Here is a 21,985-nt window from a genome sequence, read left to right as displayed (position 1 = left end):
GCTACACAATTAATTCAAATTGATTTTAAATACATCCCCTACATTGCCACCCAAAACGATCAAGCCACCTTTGGGCAGTACAACCGAATTGTTATTGCTAGCAGTTGAAAATTGTACAACCGCTCCGTTTTCATCATAGACAGCGAACCCTCCGCTTGTTGGAAAATCAACGGTCATCGTTTTATTGGCTGAGTTTTTATCTATTTTATACCATGTGGCTTGGCCATTAGATGGTATGGTATACACTGATTTTCCTCCCAAGATAGGTTTAACAGCATCTTCACTGATATAGGATTGTCCATCTATGGTTAAATACTCCGAACCATCCTTGGTATAAAAATTCAGATCAAATGCATCTCTTCCACTCATAACAGGAATCTCAACGGCATTTACTGCTTTATTCTCATCCACAATTTTAGTTCCACTTGCGTATCCATTATGATCAACGGATATTTTTTTCGTTATAAATGAGGGAGCCAGATAAAATATGGAAGATATCTTTTCATCCAAAGCATAATAATTTTTCCCGTTTCTGTTTTCCCATGCCTTTTTAACTGTGGGGTTTACAGGATTGGCATCTAGCTTTTGATACTCATAAGTCACCATAACCATTTGACCTAATCCCGGAAAGTCTAAATATAGGTTAGCCTTAATATACGTTTTCCCGTTTTTTTGTTGGTCAAAGCTTACAACTACACTTCCATCACTGCTTTTGAATTGTCCATTGCCTATATACACATATTTTTGCGCCGGGACGAATCCATCCAAGAAAGCAGGCAAATCAAACTCACCGTTTTTAATCTCTACATTGATGGTTGTACCCACAGAACCGTATAATCCCGAATAAGAAAGTAACTCAGATGGCATTTCCACCTTTACAGGAGGCTCAAATGTTTTCTCCGGTAGGATGTCTTTAATGATGCCCTTATCTTTTAAAACTTCCAATAAAATGTTAGAGGCAAAAATACTATCTAAGATGGAAGACCCTCCAGATGAAAGTACAGCCATAGAAATATGATGCTCTGGTATGGTGATCAAAGTAGAGTGATACAAAACAGTATCCCCACCCTTGGATAACGCTGTTATTCCGTAATCACTAAACGGTGCCAACTGAACCGCATCCCAACCAAGTCCATAATTAAAGCTGTTTGTCTCTTCAGGTACCCATATTCCTTTTCGATATTCATGACTTTGCATGGACTTCGCCGATTGGGCAGATAGAATATCGGGTCTGTTCCCCGTTAACACTTCTGAAAACATAGCCACCTCTTCTGCGGTGGAGTATAAGCCCCCTGTCCCGATGACATTGGCATTTTCAACCGGTAAGGCCCCCTCAATCGCAGGAAAATAAGTTTTGGACAGCTTTTGTCTATCAAATTGATCGAGAGGTGTTTTGGTAGATTTCAAACCCAAAGGGGTACTCATATGCTTTGCCAGGAAATCGGTGTAACTTAGACCGCTCACCCGCTCAACTAATATTTCAAGCAATTGAAATCCATCATTGGTATATACGGAATATTCGCCAGGGTTTGATTTTAAAGTTTCTGATTGCAACCTTAGCAAGAGCTCATCATGATTTTCTGTATCATTGTCATTAAATAACATACTATTTTTATAGTGAGCACCATAAAGACCTGACGAATGATTTAACAGCATACGCGGTGTAATTTGTTTGTATCTTTCATCAGACATTTTAAAGTCCTTAATGTATGTTGTTAATGGCTGATCAATATCTACCTTATGGGCATCCACCAGCATCATCGTTGCAGCAGATACATACATTTTGCTTGTAGAGCCTATACCGAACATCGTATCTTTGGTGATCGGCTCGTTGGTTGCTTTATTCTTTACACCCACGCTATCCGATAATACGATGTTTCCATGATCCATAATGGCATACTGCACACCGCTAACACCGTATTTGGATACCAGCTCCGAGGCCAGACTGCGAGCCTTTTCCTTGATAGGTTCATCAGTGCCTTGAGCAAAAGTATTCGTCATCGGCAGTACAAAAAGCATAGCAGAAACGAACACAGCTATTATTTTCTTCATTCCATATTTCCTCCTCTTATAGCTTCACCAGATTTTATGACTGACCTGATCATACAATGAACGAGGATTCTATATAAAAAAACACCCTTAAACGAAAAAAACAATCCCTAAACAACATGATGTCTAAGGAATGTCCTTATAAAATGGCAATAAAACCATATTATTGAATACTTTATTTTTCGTTTCAATGGTCATATTCCCACCATATTTGTCACATATTCTAGATATATTGGTTAAGCCAATGCCATGAACATCTGGGTTTGATTTTTGACTATGCAAATGAGCCACTTCATTCTCCACATGATTAAGGATGTGAATGAAAAGCGCGGACTCATTGGAATGTATTTTAATAAGAATGTACCTGTCATCCGCAATCTTGACCTTTTTAGATGCTTCTATGGCATTATCCAGCATATTCCCTAGGACTACACATAAATCATAACGTTCAATATTTACTTTCTGTGAATATAAGTTAAGTTGGGTATCTATCTTTATGCCATTGGCTTGCCCAATATTAAGACTATTCGTGACAAGAGCATCTATAACCAGATTACCGGTATTAACCCTTTGATATGCTCCTTCGATCTTATTTAAGGTAACCTTAATATGTTCACTCGCCTCTGCCAATTCATTTCTCTTGATACATTCTTCAATATACAAAAACTGTTGGTGTGTATCATGAATGATTCTTTTTATATTTTTGAAGCTGTGAACCGTTTTTTCGTAGTTAGCATCTTGGTAGTCCATCTGATGTTGTAATTGAGCATTTTCATGCATTAATTGAAATTTTTCAATGACATTATCAAAAATATATATGATAAAAACATTTAAGGAAATAAAGCCAATAATAGAACCAAAATAATACATATTCTTTTCACTATAAACAGATAAAACATTGACCTGGTATAAACTTATGATGGGAACGATTAAAAATAAAATATAGTAACGATGCTGCAAAGGGAAGGTTCTTCGTTTGGCAAATAACCGTATAATCTGAATGACAGCAAACATGATAATGCAGCTGAGTAACATAACCTTAGAGAATATCAAGTGATCTTGTTCACTCAAATGGCTAAAGTTGCTAATTTTAACAGAGCCTACAGCATATAAAATATAAAGAGATATAAAATTAACGATGGTTATCAATACAGCATAAAGGATAGAAAAGATGATCTTTGTCTTTATTTCCACTGTATACGATTGCGCTAAACTAAATATGACAAGTAATGCTAAAATCGAAGATATCGTAGGAGCCAAATAAACACTTAAATATAGGGAATCCAGCAACCCAAAAATAATGAAGTACACGAATCTGTTCGGCTTTCGATTGGACTTATCAAAAACCGAGTTAAAGTAAAAATTCACTTGGAAGCACATAACAAGGACAACGCAAAGATTAAGAAGCAGGGAGTTATATTCCATCATATTAATGCATCTTCATGATCATAAATTTGGTATATAGATCTTTAACTTCTTTTATTTTAGAACGCCCAATAGGTAACTTCACATCATTTGACATCAAAACATCACCGCCAGCAAATTTTTTCACATGAATTAAGTTTATAATAATCGAACGATGAATTTGTAGAAAATTATGTTCTTTTAATGCTGAAGCATAGTCCGAAAGAATCCCTTTGCTATCATAGGTTTGAGTAGAGGTTACAAAATGCAGTTTGTTTTTTATGGTTAAGCTTTTGACCACTTCAATACTAATGATATCATCATATTTTAAAAGCACTTCCTCATAAGCTGACTTGATGATAACGAATTTTTTATCGAGAGATTGAAAATATTGACACAGCTTTATCATTTTTTCCTCAAAGATATGGGGAGCAATCGGTTTTATTAAATACTGAAATGTGACTACGTCAAAACTTTCCACCATATATTCAGGGTAGCTCGTTAAAAAAACAATCTGTTCATCCAGGTGATTTAAACTCCTTATTTTTTGGGCGGTTTGGATTCCGTTCATGCCACTCATTTCAACATCCAATATTAAGATATGGAATGGAGACTCATGGTTTTGATAATGAGATACCAGCTGTTCTCCGGAGTCGAATAATTCAACTTTAAATTCTATACTGGTCTTTATCGACAAAGTAATCAGCATATTTTTAACAAGCTCTCTCTGCTTGTGCTCATCATCGCAGATAGCCACTCTATACATAAATAACATACACCTCGTTCCCATTGCATTGATCATGGAATTGTATTCTAAACAGTATATAACCTTTTAATATTCTATAAACAGCTTTTGGATAAAACGCAAATTCAAATCCCTCAAATGCCAGTATACAAGCTGCTCAGCAGTTGCATCCAAGGTAAAAAAGAAACCCTCGTCTTAAAAGACGGGGTTTCTTAACTATATTATTGATCGTTATTTTAAAAAATCTGCTCTCTTGTCTCCACCGTGGGAACGTCTGGCAAAGTCGACAAATTGGAATTTGTCCAGCCGATGCCTTGACTCGGTATACTGGAACAACGTGGTGTCCTCCAGATAAACATAGTTACGTACTACGACCACATGAGTGTAGTTCTGAAGGTCCATCAGCCTATGATCTTCTTCGTCTGCATTTTCTACGGAAACGACTTTTTTTGCATAACTGATTTGAAGATGGAGCTCTCCCTCCAAATATTCGTAGATGGATCCACGACTAATTTCCTCAGTAAGCACAGATACAATGTCTGATCGAAAGTAATCTTTGTCCAATATGACGCATTCACCTTCAATTTCACGTGCACGAACGACTTTCCAGACCAAATATTTGTCTTTGTCAATCTCAAGATGATTGGCTATGTCATCTGGAACTGGAAGTAGTTGATTTTCATGTACAATGGTTCGTGATGTACGCCCAATCCGTTCGGACATTTCCTTAAAACTGACCAGACCTCCTATAGGAAAATCCATCCGTCCCATATCCAGAACAAAAGATCCTTTAGCTTTTATTTTATGGATATACCCATTTTGTGCAAGCAAATGGAGTGCCTTACGTACGGTTTCGCGAGAAGTGTTATACTCCCGGGCCAGTTCATTTTCAGATGGCATTTTCGTACCTGGAGCCAATTCGCCTGTCTGAATCTGTCCCGAATAATCCTGATAAATTTGCAAAAATATATTCTTTGTCAATTTTCATCACCACGTTCATTGTAGCATTCTTTCACTTCCCTGTTCACTATAATAGACTGTGCGAATTGAAACTGAATTAATTCCTATGACCTGATGAAGAATTCAAATGAATTTTCATTAAGGTATACTGCAAATCGTCTGCCTCACCTGGCAGTTCCTCAACCGATTTAATCATACTTTGGCCATCCGGGACAATGACAGGTGTAATGATGGGATATCCAGATTTCTGAATCAGATCACGGTCAAATTCCATCAATAGTTGTCCTTGCTTCACAGTTTGATCTGTCTCCACATGTATGGTGAATCCCTCACCCTTCAGTGACACCGTATTGATCCCCACATGTACCAGAATCTGTACCCCTGTCGGATGCTCCAAAATCAAGGCATGCTTGCTTTTCATCATGATATGAATAACTTTTCCGCTGAAAGGGGCAAGAATCTTGCCATCCTTCGGTTCCACTGCGATACCGTGTCCCATCTGCCGTTCGGCAAAAGCCGGATCAGGAACCTGCTCCAACGGCACAACACGTCCCAGTACCGGAGTCTTTACTTCAAGCACATCCAGTGCAGAATCTTGACGGCCCGAATCTTTCCGTACGGAGTCGTTAGCTGGTGTAGCTGGAGTCTGACGGCGCTTATTTAGCAGTTTTCCATACATAAAGGTTAAAGTGAACGGTACAATCAATACGATCGCCATCCCAATGAAGAATACACCCCAGTTGTTTGGGAAAATAGACAAGAAGCCTGGAATCCCTCCCACACCAATGGAAGAAGCCATCACATGATTTACGGTAAGCAGTATACCTGCGATACCGGAACCGATCATTCCAAATACGAACGGATATTTATATCGGATATTCACCCCGAATATGGCAGGCTCGGTTACACCCAGAAAAGCAGACACAGAAGAGGTAAGAGCCAACCCTTTTCCCTTTTGCTCCTTCAATACTAGCATCATGGCCAATGCTCCGGCCCCCTGAGCGATATTGGACAGCGCCAGCATCGGCCAGAGGAACGTTCCACCCTGCGTACCAATTAATTGCACATCCACCGCCAGGAAAGTATGGTGCATTCCCGTAATCACGAGCAAGGAGTACAAGCCTCCATAGATCAAGCCTCCCACCGCAGGAGCCCAATCGAAAACGTATACAAGACCAGACGTAATAGCATTACCAATCATAAAAGTAACCGGACCGATCACTGTAAAAGCCAGAAATCCCGTTATTAATAATGTAATCGGTGCCACGAGTAACAGCTTAAATGAATCCGCTATCTTTTTATTTAGGAATTTTTCAATTTGTGCAAGTACGTAAGCGGATACTAAAACAGGTAAAACCTGTCCTTGATAACCAATCTTGTTCACTTCCCACCCAAACAAATTCCAAACCGGAACGGTTCCTTTGGTAACGGCATCCGCATAACCGTATGCACTTAATAGATCTGGGTGAACCAGAATCAGACCCAGTACAATCCCGAGTAAAGGACTGCCGCCAAACCGGACAACGGCTGACCATCCAATTAAGGCAGGTAGGAATGTAAAAGCGGTGCTGGCAATGGTGTTAATGATAGCAGCAAAGTCAGTCCATTGAGGATAGACCTGAACCAGAGCCATACCTTCGAAGAAAATCCCCTTGCCTGTCAAAATATTATTTATTCCAAGTAATAAACCTGCAGTCACGATTGCGGGCAAGATGGGGATAAAAATATCTGCCAGCGTCTTGATGGCACGCTGAATTGGATTTTGTTTTTTGCTTGCTGCATTTTTGACATCGTCTTTAGAAGCCCGACTACCTCCTGTAATGGAGATCATTTCGTTATATACCTTATCCACCAGGCCTGGACCAATCACGACCTGATACTGTCCTTGTGAAGAAAATTGGCCTTTGACCAAATCATTTTGTTCAAGTGCTTCTTTATCGACCAGCTTATCATCATAAAGGGCAAATCGCAGACGAGTTACGCAATGCGTAGAGGCCTCTATGTTGTCTTTGCCACCAACGGCTTTTATAATGTCTTCTACCTGTGATCTTTCAATCGCCATTTAGCCCACTCCCTTAACGTTTGCTCTTTTTTAGCAGCAACCCCGGTTATAAAAAATAACGTTCCCGGGGTACTACTAGTTATCTCCATACTATTCACTAAGACTACGGACAATCCACATATATGAAGCATATGGGGCCAAAGTGATCTCTTGTTTTAGCTCCGGGACGTGCTGGGTATTACCTATTAAAAGCTCAGCCGCACCCAACGCTTGATTTTTTAATGATGAATAAAATGAATCCGGTATACGGAATTGCGCATCCTGTCCGCTAAAATTAGAGATGACGATCAAAGTCTCCTCTTCATTGCTGCGTTGATAGGCGTAGACCTGAAGATGAGCTTCGTCCAAACGTTGATAACTCCCGTCAGTAAGGACCTGCACCGTCTTACGCAGGTGAATCAGCTGACGGTAATGATTGTAGATCGAGTTCGGGTCCTCTAACTGAGACTGAACGTTGATCTGTGGATATCGTTCATCTACCTTAATCCAAGGCGTGCCTGTAGTGAAGCCCGCATTGCGAGTGTTATCCCACTGCATCGGTGTCCTCGAATTATCACGAGACCGCTCTCGAATGATATTCAATGCTTCTTCTGCACTTTTGCCTTGTTCCTGTAAGATACGATACATATTCAGAGATTCAACATCCCGAAACTCTTCAATATCTGCCCACTGCGGGTTGGCCATCCCAATCTCTTCACCTTGAAATATATAGGGCGTTCCTTGAAGACCATGTAACGTGGTTGCCAGCAGCTTGGCGCTTTCCGCATGGTATTCGCCATCATCCAAAAAGCGAGAGATCGCCCTTGGCTGATCATGATTGTTAAAAAACAATGCACTCCAGCCGCCACCTTGTTGCATGCCCGTTTGCCAATCCGAGAATAGCTTCTTCAACAATTCAAAATCATATGGCATCAATTCCCACTTATGTCCATTTGGATAATCTACCTTCAAATGATGAAAATTAAAGGTCATGGACAATTCTTTTCTTTCTGGATTGGAATAACGGATACAGTGATCCAGTGAGGTGGAGGACATCTCCCCTACAGTGACACTGTTATACGCTGAGAATACTTTCTCATGTAATTCATGAAGGTATTCATGCACACTTGGGCCGTCCGTATAATACTTACGCCCGTCCCCAGGAGCCGTGCTTCCATCGTCGTCCGAGAATTGCTGATCTTTGGAAATCAAATTAATGACATCAAGTCGGAAGCCACTAACTCCCTTCTCTGCCCAAAATTCCAGCACATTAACAACTTCCTGACGAACTTTGGGATTTTCCCAGTTTAAATCCGCCTGCGTCTTATCAAACAGTGTCAAGAAATATTGGTTTGTAGCCTCGTCATACTGCCAAGCTGGTCCACCAAACTTGGAAATCCAGTTGTTCGGAGGTCCTCCATCGGGTGCTGGGTCACGCCAGATATAATAGTCCCTGTACTCACTATCCTTAGAAAGCCGCGCCTGCTGAAACCAGACATGCTCTGTGGAAGAATGGTTAACCACGATGTCGATCATCAAGTGCATCCCACGCGCCCGAATTTCCCGGCTCAATTCTTCAAAATCCTGCATTGTTCCATAGTCAGGATTAATCCGGCAATAATCGGCTACATCATACCCGTTATCACGTTGTGGTGAGACATATACAGGCTGCAACCAGACAATATCGACACCCAGTTTTTGCAAATAATCCAGCTTTTGCGTCAGTCCTCTTATATCACCGGTTCCTTTACCCGTCGTATCGTTAAAACTTTTGGGATAAACCTGATAGACTACTGATTTTCGCCACCAGTCCTTATCTTGAGGAATCAAAGTCCTATTCGTTGCTTCCATTCATGCTCATTCCTTCCTTGCGAAATGAAGTAGCGTAAAAAATAATATAACGCTTTCAACATCTTGTATATACAAGATTAAGTCATGTATATACAAGTTGTCAACAGCTTTATTTATTAAGGTAATACCCGTTTTGCAGCTAAATGATCAGGAGACTCATCCATTCTGTCCGATTGTATGTTATAACTCGTAAAATAAGCTCAATTCACACGAAAAAAAAGCTCCTGCCTATAGTCAGGAACCTTTCTTTTCTATGATGGAAACGGTATTCATTTACATCCATATCGATAGTGCACTATAAAGGAGCAATAAGGACATTATGATATTGAAGGAGCGCTCATACTTGTTCAAGAAACGCTGAAACATAGCCCCAAAAATCGCCCAGCACACTACAGCTATAAAACCAATACAGGTCAAAAGTAATGAAATCATAATAAGCTCTATATACGATACATCATAAGGCATAACAAACGTTGAAATGACCGTAATACCATACAAAATGACTTTTAAATTGATAAATTGCAGCAGCAATCCTGATTTGAAGGAATATCCTTCATTGTGATCATTATTTTTAGAAGAAGGTTTGCTCTTCGCTATTTTTATCGCCAGATAAAGCATGTACAGACTACCGAGTACATTCATCCAGATTTTAACCCGTGGCAAAAAATGATACAAAGCAAGATTAAAATAGCAGGCTAACAGCATAATAGCGAAACAGCCCGCTGTTACTCCCAGCAAAAATGGAAATGCTTTTCTCAAACCTAACCGCCTGGCACTGTCTAATGACATAATATTGTTGGGTCCGGGCGTAAAGCTGGTAACAATCACATAAGAAAGAAACGGAATAACCGGCATGCAACAATCAACTCCAGTATGTTATAATTGTATAAAGTGTGCGTTAAAACGCACATTTGTACTTTATGATTGTACAATACGTTCTTTATAAAGCACAATAGGGGCGAATAATTATGGAGAATATTAATCTGATTTTAAGTAAAAATTTGAAATATCTAAGAAATGAACGAAAATTAAGTTTAGATAAATTAGCCGATCTGACGGGGATCAGTAAAACGATGCTTGGTCAGATTGAGCGGGGAGAATCAAATCCTTCGATTACAACCGTATGGAAAATTGCGAACGGTTTGAAAATCTCTTTCACTGCCCTGATTAATGAACCCCCTGCAGATGCAGTAGTCGTTCCGAAAACCAAGGTGCAAGTGCTTGAAGAAAATAATCACTATCGGTTGTATCCGTTTTTTCCCTATGAAGGAAGTAGAAATTTTGAGGTTTACACCGTAGAGATTGAAGCAGGCGGGGAACTGAGTTCAGCGCCACACCGTGAAGGTACAGAAGAATTTATTACGGTATTTGAGGGTGAAATGGTGGTAAAAGTCAGCGAAGAAATGTACACAGTTAAAGCTGGAGATTCAATCCGGTTTAAAGCAGACCGTCCACACAGTTACTATAATCTAGGAGAAACACTAGTTCGGATGAATATGATTATTTATTACTCTGTATAGTTCAATCTTGAAGACCATAAGCATACTAGTCTTTAAATTAAATGATCCTATTAAAATAAAGAGCTATTTTAATAGGATCATCGGAACAAATATTAAATGCTTTGCCTGTATGCTGTTTAGGAGATTTCAATCTGCTTAATTATTCGTGCTGGATTTCCAGCTACAACCACATGATCTGGAACATCCTTGGTTACTACTGCTCCTGATGCCACTACGACATTATTACCTATCGTAACACCAGGATTGATAACGGCTCTTCCACCGATCCATACATTGTTGCCAATCTTAACAGGCTTTCCATACTCTGGGCCAGCGATTCGTTCAAACGGATCTATGGGGTGAGTTGCTGTGTAAATATGAACTCCTGGAGCCAGGAAACAATTATCTCCAATGCGCACTTCGCAAACATCCAAAATGGTACAGTCAAAGTTGGCATAGAAATTATTTCCAACATGGATGTTGTATCCGTAGTCACAACGTATGTTGGGTTCCATGCCTATATTTTCACCAGTTGATCCGAAAAGCTCCTTAAGTAACTTTTCACGGTACTCACGATCCGTCTCTGTCGTCTGATTAAAGAGACGGACACATCTTCTCGCATACTCTCTTTCACTCGTTAATTGAGGATCAGCAGCTACATACAGTTCTCCATCTATCATCTTTTGTTTTTCCGTTTTCATAGTCATGGGCCCATCCCCTTTATATTTTAATCTGATTTTTTTTCTTTCATCCCAATGGGTTGGGTAGCACTCGATATCAAACCAGCAACAATAACGCCAACATAGTCAATGACCGCACCTACAAGTGTCTCCATACGAAATGAACCGTGGAAAGCCGGCAAAAGCATTTTTTGCAATTGATTTTCTACCACAGAACCTTCGGCATTTACTTATCTCCCTATCACTACTTTTTATTAATCTTTTAATAAGTTATATTATAATTAGTCATTCTATTCGTATCCAAACTATTTGTCAAAAAAACTGGATGGTATGATTTGCTAAGAGCAGGTACCTTCCTTTTTTAGAGCTTCATCATTACAAGCCATATGTGGATCAAAGGACTTTTCAATGCTCCAATCATGAGGGACTTGAAGGAGCCGCCAATGCTCATCGTTGTAGTCCATTTTCTCAGCACCCGCGTAATTCCCTTCTATAAATCTCCAGTCTGTTTTGAACGGCATAATCACTCTGCTTCCCATCATCTTGCCTCCATTTCATAAAGTGGATGAACGGATATAACAACAGTGCGGAATGACCATCACAAAAGACGTGTTCTCATTACAATATTTGAAACACCGGGCGATCTTCAATAAAGTGTACGGGAAGCATCGGAAATTGGGCGGAAAGTACATCTGCGAGATACTTCATCCCAGGTGCTTCACTTTCAGCATGTCCCAGCATGATAAGTGCTCTACTGTGCCCTTGATAGACAGCATCTTTAACATATTCTGGTGTTTCCCATTCTGGGCCTTCACCGGCGATGACTACATCTACATTTTCATTTAGAAATAATGGAATGGCTAGATCGCCACCTCCCCTGTATCCTACTGAAATTCCCACTCGTTCACATGGCATGGAAACCTCGCCAGCCACCCGTACATAACGAATATGTAGTTTGGCTTTGATATATTCAGCGATCTCCTTAACTTTCATAGCGGGAATAGTCAAAATGGCGGCCGTCGGCTGCTGTTTTACCATGTAGTTGTGCCAGCCAAGCGCCTGAAGAAGCCCAACCATCACTCCATCCGGTTGATAACGATGTATGGTGTCATGAAACCGATAAATGCCTATACCTGCATCGGCAATGAGGCGAGATTTTTGCGAAAAAACCGGATCATGTAGTAGACACTCATGCATCCTCTGATGACTATAAAAAATGCCTTCATGCGTAATGATAAAATTTGCACCTAGAGAAATAGCTTGTTCTATCACGTACTGTGAAGCGGAGAAAGCGGTTACAATTCCTTGCACCTCAGTATCTACAGATCCTGGGTCCAGCAGATCTACGGTGGTGTGGGGTAGGCTTATTCCCTTGGTCAGATGATTCACAATCAGACCCATAGTCATGGTCATACACGTTCCCTCCTCATGGATAATGCATAGCAATTGTACCATTTTATTTCAGCCATAGGCGCTATTCTTTCTAGCAAAACAGCCAGTTCCAGAGGAGCCAGCTGTTTTACGAATAATTCTATTATTTATACAGAACTCCTAAAATGGAGTCGATTCGTTCTTTTGCTCCTTGCCAGGATGTCATGACGGGGAACTCATATTGCTCTCTTGCTCTCAGATTCCATGGATGAGGAATACAAAGCACCTTTTTCCCCTCCTTTAGCGCAGGTACTAAATTATGAGGGCCATCATCAATCAGGAGATCATAGTTAATCAGGTTCTTTCGTTTACATGGGAAAAAGTTCTCGATCGGAATGAATGGCATATGTCTTTGAAGCCAGTTCCATTTCTCTACGACGGTCTTAGGTTCTGCTGCTGTCACAATAATGACATCAAAAGCATTGCAAAGCTTCTCCATTTCTTCTACAACATACTCGTCAAACAGTTCAAGTTCCTCAAACAAACCCGGTCGCCCATAAAATACATCATGCGTGCTTTTGGGATGACGTAGATGATCCGTGTTCCAATCTAACATTTCTTCATAACGAAGCGGATGAGTGGGAAATTCACTATTGTTATGGTATATGGCTCGTTTGACGAGATGACAGATGGTATCGTCCATATCGACTGCAATGATTGGTTTTCTCATCAGCTTGCCCCTATTCACTCTGGTAAAATTTTTCACAAGAATATCATACTATAATTTAATATCGCGGTGAAGCTTAGGTATTGCTGTCCGATAGATCTCACCTTTGTTCAAAATAATTAACCAAGCAAAACGTTAGGTCAACCTACACAAATTCGGAATATCACAGAAATATAGTTAGGTTATTTTTATCAATATAAACTAAATTTTAAACAAACATAAACAATAAATACAATGAAACCACAGAAAATCGCACTTAAATAATACATCCATGTGTTTATACTTCAAAAACACAAAAAATAACCAAAATAACCGATTGAATAACAAAAACACAAATGATAGAATAACAAAAATAACTTTTTTATATTTGAAAGCGCTTAATTTTGTGTTTAGCTTACTGCTATTTACACACTTACATACCTAACTTCATCTCTGTATAGCAGGAAGTTGAATAATATATTTAGGGAGGAATAAAAATGAAGGTATTGTTAAGAAAAGCACTATTGTCTGGAATGATCGGCTTGCTCATCATGATTGGTTTAGGAGGAGTTTTCTCCAAGGTAGAAGCTGCTTCAGGATTTTATGTAAGCGGTACCAAATTGTATGATTCTACAGGCAAGCCATTTGTTATGAGAGGCGTCAATCATGCTCACACATGGTACAAAAACGATCTTTATACAGCGATCCCGGCAATTGCCCAGACAGGTGCTAATACCGTCCGAATTGTCCTTTCTAACGGAAACCAGTACACCAAGGATGATATTAATTCTGTGAAAAATATTATTTCTCTCGTCTCCAACCATAAAATGATTGCTGTACTTGAAGTTCATGACGCTACGGGCAAAGACGACTACGCTTCTTTGGATGCAGCTGTGAACTACTGGATTAGCATAAAGGATGCTCTAATCGGCAAGGAAGACCGGGTTATCGTAAACATAGCGAACGAATGGTATGGTTCTTGGAATGGAAGTGGTTGGGCTGATGGATACAAGCAAGCGATTCCCAAGCTGAGAAACGCAGGTATTAAAAATACGCTCATCGTCGATTGTGCCGGATGGGGACAATATCCTCAATCTATCAATGACTTTGGTAAATCTGTATTCGCAGCTGATTCTTTGAAGAATACGGTATTTTCCATCCATATGTATGAGTTCGCTGGTAAAGATGTTCAAACTGTTCGAACCAATATTGATAACGTTCTGAATCAAGGACTCGCTCTGATTATTGGCGAATTTGGCGGTTACCACCAGGGAGCAGACGTCGACGAGACAGAAATCATGAGATACGGTCAATCCAAAGGAGTAGGCTGGTTAGCCTGGTCCTGGTATGGTAATAGTTCCAATCTTTCCTACCTTGATCTTGTAACAGGACCTAATGGCAATCTGACGGATTGGGGGAAAACTGTAGTTAACGGAAGCAACGGGATCAAAGAAACATCGAAAAAGGCTGGTATCTACTAAACGTACTATCAGAAAGTAAAAAAGGCTCATGGTTGAACGACCATGAGCTTTTACATTTTTATACTTTATACTAAAAGTACCCACTGTGCGTCTCTGAACTTACACTTCCTGGGTTATACGGTGAGTCGAATTTCATACACAGGCACGATGCTGACTGCGCCGATATCTACGATACGTTCCTTTGCCGTCTCTTTCCAGCCAGCCATAGTCGTATTGCTGTTGAGAACCTTACCTTTTCGTATTGGGGAAACATATACGTACAACCCTTGCTCGATGAGCCGATGCTCAAATGCTTTCAAGCCTATTTCCCAGGTCGTATGGTTGCAGAAATTATCGTTGATCAGTTCGCCATCCATAAAAGCATAACCGATATCTCCAGTATAATCGATACGCAGCAGAGCTTCCTTAATTCCGTGAAAGGCATCTATCTCAAAATCAATAGTAAGTTTATCGTCATTTATTCTTTTCAAATTGAAATGAATTTCTCGCTTAGGAGCCTTTAAACGATACGTTTTAAATACATTGTTTTCTGTTATGTCTAGCAGCTCTCCACCAGTAATAGATGTGATCGAGGCGTCGAAATCAGGGAATACACTCAGGGATACCATTTCTTGATCCGTCGATTCCAGCCTTAGATCGCCCTCAGATACAAGTACATTGGCATTGGTCAAAATGACTCTGTCCCGGCCTTGCATGTTTACCTTCCAAAATGTAAGACTTTGCTCATCAGTCATCGTGTAGATGGCAACTTTTTTGCCACTTTCAGATACCAGATGGATGAGACTATCGTCCTCTTCAGCAACCTTAATGATCGTGTTCCCATCCAACTGCTCTATCGAGCCTTTGTCGATTGTGGCACTGATGATATCTTTTGACTCAATTTCATATCTTCCCTTCATCCCCTCTGGTACAAAGAAAAAGTAGTATACTTCTCCATCTTCTTCTATCCTTGTTATCAGCTGTGCCGTAGCATATTTGAGCTTCATTCCATCTAAATTAAAGTTAAATGGCAATATAGCGAAACTTTCACGTCCTAACATCAGCTCACCTTGACTAGGGATTATAATCGTTTCCTCGGGCAGTTCAATGCTCACATTAAAATCGCACAGGTCGTCATTTTCGACATGGTCTTGGAAATTATTTAGAAACAGATAACCCGATCCAGCACTGGATCGCACTGCATATCGTAACGTATCCACATCATAAGGGTCCATCTGGGACGTATCCCCTGGCAGAATAGTCTTGGTTACTGAGAATTGCTTTTGGAACGTTGAAAAAAAGTAATGCTGCAGCTTTGTTCTATGGTACGATTCCCTTACTTGACCGAATTCGCCGATCATGGCGTTGAAATCATAGGATATTTTAGGTGTGGCTAGATCATTGGTGAACGGGTTAACCTTACCCCGAGGATTGGAACCCCCATGATACATGTAATATCCGATCAGATTACAGCCTTCTGCAACCTTCATGACAGTCATTGCTGGAACACTGCGGTAGGGAAATGCGAACCGATATTTATAAAACTGAACCATGCCGCCACCCATTTCACAGCAAGCGTACGGATAGTCTTCAGGCGCGTATTGAGGCTTAAAATTGTAACTCTCTGGAATCTTGTTATTATGCTTGTCGCGGAAAATGTATTCCGGTGTCGCAGGATGCTCGTCCATCCCCTCCAAACGTCCCTCTTCGTAGTAGATCCATGGCCAATAGGCATACCCGCCCCATAACGGCAGCATATCGGGTACAGGAGTTGTTGCTCCTCCCCATCCTGTGCACGTATAGATCGGAGTATCAATCCCCGCTTCCAGAGCTATTTCTTTAAGTTTTAACATATGCGAGTTACCGTCACTTCCACTGTTTAGCCACATATCATTAATTCCTACAGTCAATGCCCACTGGGCAGATGAATGATGATGCTCGTTTTCGATTTGGGTGCCGATAATCGGCCCCCCCTCCTTATATAACAGCCCTTTAACCTGGGTACCGATTTCGTTATACAATCTTCTTGTATAGAACAGATACCCCTCATCATTAGAACGAACCTCAAATGGTCGACCGAATAACCAATCTGGCATACCGCCGTTTCGAATTTCCCCATGATCAAAGGGACCGATCCGAATGATGGAGTATACCTGATGTTTGCCGCACAACTCGATGAAATGACGAAGATTCTTGTTCCCACTCCAATTAAAAACACCTTCAACTTCTTCATGTAGGTTCCAAAAAATATAAGTGGCAATGATGTTTACGCCGCCCATTTTTATTTTAATAATTTCGTCTTCCCAATAGCGTTCATCATAACGGGCATAATGGAATTCACCACAAATACCGAAAAAGGGCTCTCCGTCCTTCTCCATAAAATAGTTGGTGAATCCGATCTCCTCTCCTTTTGGGTTGGTGCCGCCAAGTTTGATATGTCCTTTAACAATATGCTTCTGATCGTCTTTAACCGCAACTCGATAGTTTCTCATGGAGTTCACTCCCCTCACTCGTTAATCTGAATTCAGGATAAATTGGTTCCACTTGCGCTGCCAAGCGATATCATTCCAGAATGGATGATGGGGAGCGCAGTTAGAACAGAGGGTCATTCCCCAGAACCCAAGTGCCATTCCTTTTCGCAACACATATTCAGCGATAAATTTGCCGACTGGGCCTTCTTCAAATTGGGCATGCAGCGGCGTGTAGCCTACATAACCTTCTCCTATGACAATTGGAATGCCGGAATGACGAGTCCATTCATGAATCTCTTCCAATCGGGTGTCGGCCTTCTGCAACATGGCCATTTTATGGTCTCCATACCGATCGTACAAAAATAAATCCCATTGATCGGGATCTACCCAGTCGTGCAAATAAATAAGTCTCATGCCGACTGGATTGCCTTCCATCCGCCAATTCTGCCCCGGAGGCAGGGTCCATTTTGTAAATGGAGGAGCGTCTTCTCTTAATAGGGATTGTACGAATGGATTGGGAAACGGCGCCAACTCATCATAAAGCGCTGCCGCTTCCATAAGCTCATTGAGCACCCCTTTAATATATAGGTGAAAATGGGCCACCTGCATATTGCGCGCGACGTAAGCCTTGGGGTAGGCTTCATTTAACGTATAACTGGCTGTCATCATCATATCAGGATGACATTGGCGAAGATATTCTATCGCTTCTTCTACGTAGGGCTGCATGGCTTCAATAAGCGCCGGTACATTCGTTTCGGCTATGCCTTCAGACGTTCCGACGGCGTTTAACTGCCCAAATTCCACTTCGTTATGCAGCTCTGTATAGATGATCTGACTCCTGTAGCCTTCTGCTGTGACGAAACGGATCAACTGATCCATTGATTTTGCAATGGCCATGAATCTCTCCTTAGGAGGAATTGCAGCTAGTTCATCTCTAAGCTCAGCATGAGCCAGAAAGCTGGGACTCTGCTGATATTCCCAAGAGGATAACATAATGTAACAGTTATGAGCCTTTGCTTGTTTGAACAGTTCGAGCAAATGAGCATGCCCGTCCAGTACTGCGCCTCCACGACAGTTATACCAACGCGTACGCTGGCCTACTTCCCCAAGGTTAGCAAACTCCAAGGGTCCGGAGCGTTTGCCATCCGCTGTAAACAACATGAATGGCATAGCACATATTCGGATCGTATTGTAGCCTCTTTCGACCGCTTCTTTAAAACGGGCTTCCAGATCGCTGTAGGGCTCACCTTCCTGTGTCATGGTATACCAAGAAAAGTCCCACATGGTGATCGTCAATTTGCGCGGTACAGTTCTCATGAGATTACTCAATTGATTTCCCCTCCCAGCTCCAGTCCATATGGTTCAACGCTCCTTGATGGTTAGCTTCTAGCTTAAGCACCGATTCAAAATGCAAGATGGCTTCGTCCTGTCGCCCTAATCCAAGCAAACCAAGTGCTTTCATATAAGTACAATGAACCTGATTACGAATATTCAGGTCATCTTCAAAGATGAGAAAGTCGGGTAACGAGACCGCGAAATAATCCATTTTCACGGGTTCGAATAAGTATCTATCGGCGTAATCAATGAGCTTGTTGAATCGACGATTGCCTTCCTTCGCATAACCAAGTTTCCGCCAGGCCAATCCTTGGTAAAATATCATATCTGGCTGTTGATCGTTATAATACATGGCATTAATGGGTTCCCCCAGTCCTTGAGAGGCCGTGGAAAAGGCCTGTCTTGCCTCATCTGTTAATTTCAATAGCTCATACGCGCAGCCCAAATAATAATAGATATCGTTATCTTGGGAACCCTCTAGCTTACCTTCGCCAAGATTCTCTGGATACACTAAAGCCTCCCGCAGCCCCTTTACAGCCTGTTCAATCCGCCCAGACCTCAGGTCGGACTTGGCAAGCTCTACCTTGGCCAGCCTATACTGTCCCGTTACCTTCCCCTCTCCGCCTTCCCATGGATGAAATATTCTCCCTGTCAGCAAGGACAACGCTATCTTATGCTGCTTCATCGTATTGTGAACGGTTACATATTCTAAAAACAGATCATCGCGAAGCTTTATGATTCCCGGATAACTCTCCATTAGATTCAATCTGTCGTTGGGCTTGATGTTCAGCTTCCTATACAGCTGGTCAAGCTCATAAAGAATACGTGCGTCTGAAGTATTGCACGCAAAGGCCTGCTCTAACGAATGGCGAGCCTTCTCTACTTGGCCTTGTTTGTTAAAATATCCAAGAGCAAGATTACGGTGAACAACGGGGTAAGTATCGTCAATGGAACGAGACATTTCCCAGCTGGAAATAGCATCCCGATGCCGTTTCTTATCATAGAGTAAATTACCTAAGTAATAATGCGCCTTGTCATCCTCCGGTCTTGTTCGAATTGCAAATTGTAACACATCCAACTCAAACAGACGGTTAGGAAAGCAGTAATCGGGTACTGCATCTGCGGCCTGAGCGAGAGCATTGTTCACCTGCTCAGGCTTGCCGATTTTAGCATAGCAGAAGGCCTGAACGTAATACAGCATAGGGTATGTTTTTGCCTGCTCTGGAGCTTCTTCCAGCACACATGCTGCATCCTCATAGAGTCCTGCCGCCGCATAGTCCGATGCTACCGCTATATAGTTGTGCACATCTCCACGCATCCATTTTTCCAGCTCTTCAAAGACCGTTTTAGCATCATCTCGTAGCCCGAGAGCCTCTAAAGATAATGCTTGCTCACGGTAAGCTCCAAAATCGGCGATATCGAGCTTCATCGTTTCCTTGGAAAAGGCTATTGCCGCTTCGTTCCTGCCAAGCTTACGAAGAATAGCCGACTTCAGGTTGCGTGCCTTGTAATTGCGAGCATTTCGGATTATTGAGCGCTCCACGAGTTCCAGGGCTTCTTCATAGTTCCCTTGTTCTGTTGCAATCTGTGCCAGTGAGAAATACCCGCTGTCTTGCCATGCCGCACTCCATACTGATTTATAAAATGCAGCGAACGCCTCATCCATCCGCTCTTGGTGTTTTAGCGACAAACCAAGCTGGTAGTAGGCCTCACCATCATAGGGATTAGAGTTACGCCAGGTTACCCGCGAGATGGCTTTACGAAAGCACTCTTCACTTTCTGAATACAATCCTCTACGAAGAAGCAACGTACCATATGCCACATTTACACGGCTGTCATTTTTATCTCTTTTCAGGCCCTCAAGATAGTACGCCTCAGGTTCAAAGGTAGCATGACGATATTGCTCCAAATGTTGTCCTGCTAAATACAATTCTTCGTTCGTTCTTAATTCCTCCGGTTCCGGCAAGGGGGCAGCAGCAGCCGGCATCTGTTCAACTTCCCTTTTCTTCGGCTGGTAACTAATCAGCTCCCTTCCGGTCGCGTCTTTGACAGTTAAGCATAGCTCATATTCCTCATCCTCAGCCAAAATAACTGTCTTCTGTATCAAGGCCTTATTAGGTGTCAGATCCAAGGTTTCTTGAATATAAACTTTCCGCTGACTGCTTAATTCCACAACAGCCTCACGAAATGACGAAGTCACATAGACTCCAATCTGTGCTGTCCCTTCGCTGCGATTTAATTCCAAACTAACGGCTGCATCAATTGAAGCGTTTTTGACCATACCAATATGTTTGTAAGGCATAAAATACTGTGAGAACGTCTTTTCTTCATACGGCTGAAGCCAAGTGAAATCTGGTTGATTATCGGTATACACTCCCGTCATCAACTCGATGTAGGGGCCGTCTTCATCTGTTAGATTGCGGTCCCAAGCTTGGCCGAATTCGCCATTTCCCCATGTCCACTGCTTTTTCCCGGGAGAGATGTGATGGTTGGCCACATGCAAAAGCCCAGCTTGTTTCATATGGTCGTAACCACCTATGAAATTGTAATCCGATTTATAGGCCATATATGAAGTGGGAACAGGAATATTTTTGTATCGGGAGATATCTACGCCTTCAGAATAATCCATTTTATAATAAGTGCCTGTAGCAATCGGGAAACGGGATACATCTCGCTTTCCATGGTCGAACACGGCTGATACGTCTGGAGGAAAAACAGATTGCGTGTGATCATGTACCGCTACGGCTGGATTGGCCCACCATAGAAATGTTTGAGGCTCGGCAGTTCGGTTGTATAGCTGGGCCCCCACTTTAAGGTATGCTTTATCCGGTTGAAGTGTAAAACCAGCTGTTACTTTCGTGCCGAACATACGATCAATTTCACTCACCCATACCGTTGCGCTTCCGTCGTCATGTTCATCCAACTTGTATTCAACGGGTCCGTAAGTGTTGGGACGGTGATGCTGCGGCCAGTTGAACTCAATGCCTCCAGATATCCATGGTCCCAATAAGCCCACAAGCGCTGGTTTGATGACCCTGTTATAATAAACAAAATCATAACCGTTGGTCTTGTCGACCGCACGATAAATGCGTCCTCCCAGCTCTGGCATGATCTCAATGCGCAAATATTTATTTTCTAGGAAAACTATTTGATAATTTTCAAGCTTCTTCTCATCCTCAATTTTATCAATGACCGGATGCGGATACACTCGACCGGAACTTCCCTGATAGACACGTTTCTCCAGAAACATTGGATTTTTGTCGGGTTTGCCAATTCCATACGTGGGGATCTGCACGGTTTGCTCCCACACGCGTGCCCTAGCGTCGAAAATGCTCAATTCCATCACTCCCTCATAGTCGCTCTTATATTCAGAGCTTACAAGTAAGCGACATTACAGACAATTGACAATCTAC

17 protein-coding genes are annotated in these 21,985 nt (G+C 41.7%); 2 read left to right on the top strand and 15 right to left on the bottom strand.

The window, feature by feature from the left end; all coding sequences use genetic code 11:
• Positions 1 to 9: 9 nt before the first annotated feature.
• The 7 genes from NSS94_RS03545 to NSS94_RS03515 all read right to left on the bottom strand — a co-directional run bounded on the left by NSS94_RS03545 (position 10) and on the right by NSS94_RS03515 (position 9,905).
• Positions 10 to 2,052, bottom strand: coding sequence for a serine hydrolase domain-containing protein (locus NSS94_RS03545; RefSeq protein ID WP_341038663.1), 2,043 nt, complete (start codon positions 2,050 to 2,052; stop codon positions 10 to 12).
• A gap of 123 nt (positions 2,053 to 2,175) precedes the next feature.
• A complete protein-coding gene (locus NSS94_RS03540; RefSeq protein WP_341038661.1) occupies positions 2,176 to 3,477 on the bottom strand; it encodes a GHKL domain-containing protein in 1,302 nt (433 codons plus the stop codon).
• Position 3,478: 1 nt separating this feature from the next.
• Complete coding sequence (locus NSS94_RS03535) at positions 3,479 to 4,219, bottom strand: LytR/AlgR family response regulator transcription factor (RefSeq protein ID WP_165148237.1); 741 nt, start codon at positions 4,217 to 4,219, stop codon at positions 3,479 to 3,481.
• A 210-nt stretch (positions 4,220 to 4,429) separates the two neighbouring features.
• On the bottom strand, positions 4,430 to 5,179 hold the full coding sequence (gene treR, locus NSS94_RS03530; protein WP_069010927.1) for a trehalose operon repressor: 750 nt from the start codon (positions 5,177 to 5,179) through the stop codon (positions 4,430 to 4,432).
• Between the two features lie 76 nt (positions 5,180 to 5,255).
• Entirely contained in the window at positions 5,256 to 7,220 is a 1,965-nt protein-coding gene (treP, locus tag NSS94_RS03525) for a PTS system trehalose-specific EIIBC component (protein ID WP_165148234.1), read from the bottom strand.
• A gap of 90 nt (positions 7,221 to 7,310) precedes the next feature.
• Positions 7,311 to 9,050: an alpha,alpha-phosphotrehalase gene (gene treC / locus NSS94_RS03520; protein ID WP_341038659.1), complete on the bottom strand. Its 1,740-nt coding sequence runs from the start codon at positions 9,048 to 9,050 to the stop codon at positions 7,311 to 7,313.
• A 273-nt stretch (positions 9,051 to 9,323) separates the two neighbouring features.
• The gene (locus tag NSS94_RS03515) at positions 9,324 to 9,905 is read right to left on the bottom strand and encodes a LysE family transporter (RefSeq protein ID WP_069010924.1); all 582 of its coding nucleotides are present in this window, start codon (positions 9,903 to 9,905) and stop codon (positions 9,324 to 9,326) included.
• A 113-nt stretch (positions 9,906 to 10,018) separates the two neighbouring features.
• Here NSS94_RS03515 and NSS94_RS03510 point away from each other — a divergent pair, with 113 nt between their 5' ends.
• A complete protein-coding gene (locus NSS94_RS03510) occupies positions 10,019 to 10,570 on the top strand; it encodes a helix-turn-helix domain-containing protein (protein WP_341038658.1) in 552 nt (183 codons plus the stop codon).
• 116 nt (positions 10,571 to 10,686) lie between these two features.
• Here the strand turns inward: NSS94_RS03510 and NSS94_RS03505 are convergent, their stop codons facing one another.
• The 5 genes from NSS94_RS03505 to NSS94_RS03485 all read right to left on the bottom strand — a co-directional run bounded on the left by NSS94_RS03505 (position 10,687) and on the right by NSS94_RS03485 (position 13,330).
• Entirely contained in the window at positions 10,687 to 11,256 is a 570-nt protein-coding gene (locus NSS94_RS03505) for a sugar O-acetyltransferase (protein ID WP_029515893.1), read from the bottom strand.
• A 20-nt stretch (positions 11,257 to 11,276) separates the two neighbouring features.
• Positions 11,277 to 11,441 (bottom strand): hypothetical protein, encoded by a 165-nt coding sequence (locus tag NSS94_RS03500; RefSeq protein ID WP_341038656.1) that lies wholly within the window; start codon positions 11,439 to 11,441, stop codon positions 11,277 to 11,279.
• A gap of 126 nt (positions 11,442 to 11,567) precedes the next feature.
• A complete protein-coding gene (locus NSS94_RS03495; protein WP_039270474.1) occupies positions 11,568 to 11,768 on the bottom strand; it encodes a hypothetical protein in 201 nt (66 codons plus the stop codon).
• A 79-nt stretch (positions 11,769 to 11,847) separates the two neighbouring features.
• Positions 11,848 to 12,642 (bottom strand): Nif3-like dinuclear metal center hexameric protein, encoded by a 795-nt coding sequence (locus tag NSS94_RS03490; protein WP_029515898.1) that lies wholly within the window; start codon positions 12,640 to 12,642, stop codon positions 11,848 to 11,850.
• 121 nt (positions 12,643 to 12,763) lie between these two features.
• Positions 12,764 to 13,330: a 5' nucleotidase, NT5C type gene (locus NSS94_RS03485; protein ID WP_165148205.1), complete on the bottom strand. Its 567-nt coding sequence runs from the start codon at positions 13,328 to 13,330 to the stop codon at positions 12,764 to 12,766.
• A gap of 473 nt (positions 13,331 to 13,803) precedes the next feature.
• On the opposite strand from NSS94_RS03485, the gene NSS94_RS03480 reads away from it, so the two are divergent.
• Positions 13,804 to 14,787 carry a glycoside hydrolase family 5 protein gene (locus NSS94_RS03480; protein WP_165148202.1) on the top strand — a complete coding sequence of 328 codons (984 nt, stop codon included), beginning with the start codon at positions 13,804 to 13,806 and terminating at the stop codon, positions 14,785 to 14,787.
• A 113-nt stretch (positions 14,788 to 14,900) separates the two neighbouring features.
• Here the strand turns inward: NSS94_RS03480 and NSS94_RS03475 are convergent, their stop codons facing one another.
• From NSS94_RS03475 to NSS94_RS03465, 3 genes are read right to left on the bottom strand one after another with little or no spacing between them, the layout of a single operon-like run.
• Entirely contained in the window at positions 14,901 to 17,258 is a 2,358-nt protein-coding gene (locus NSS94_RS03475) for a beta-galactosidase (protein WP_341038655.1), read from the bottom strand.
• A 21-nt stretch (positions 17,259 to 17,279) separates the two neighbouring features.
• Positions 17,280 to 18,566 carry a cellulase-like family protein gene (locus NSS94_RS03470; RefSeq protein ID WP_341038653.1) on the bottom strand — a complete coding sequence of 429 codons (1,287 nt, stop codon included), beginning with the start codon at positions 18,564 to 18,566 and terminating at the stop codon, positions 17,280 to 17,282.
• Positions 18,559 to 21,915 carry a DUF5107 domain-containing protein gene (locus NSS94_RS03465; RefSeq protein ID WP_341038652.1) on the bottom strand — a complete coding sequence of 1,119 codons (3,357 nt, stop codon included), beginning with the start codon at positions 21,913 to 21,915 and terminating at the stop codon, positions 18,559 to 18,561. Before NSS94_RS03465 ends, NSS94_RS03470 begins: the two co-directional genes overlap by 8 nt.
• Positions 21,916 to 21,985 lie beyond the last annotated feature (70 nt).

The organism is Paenibacillus sp. FSL L8-0644, from assembly GCF_038008165.1.
In the GTDB taxonomy this organism is placed as follows: Bacteria; Bacillota; Bacilli; order Paenibacillales; family Paenibacillaceae; genus Paenibacillus; species Paenibacillus polymyxa_D.
The sequence above is the reverse complement of the archived record's forward strand: the minus strand, read 5'-3'. Positions and strand labels throughout refer to the sequence as shown.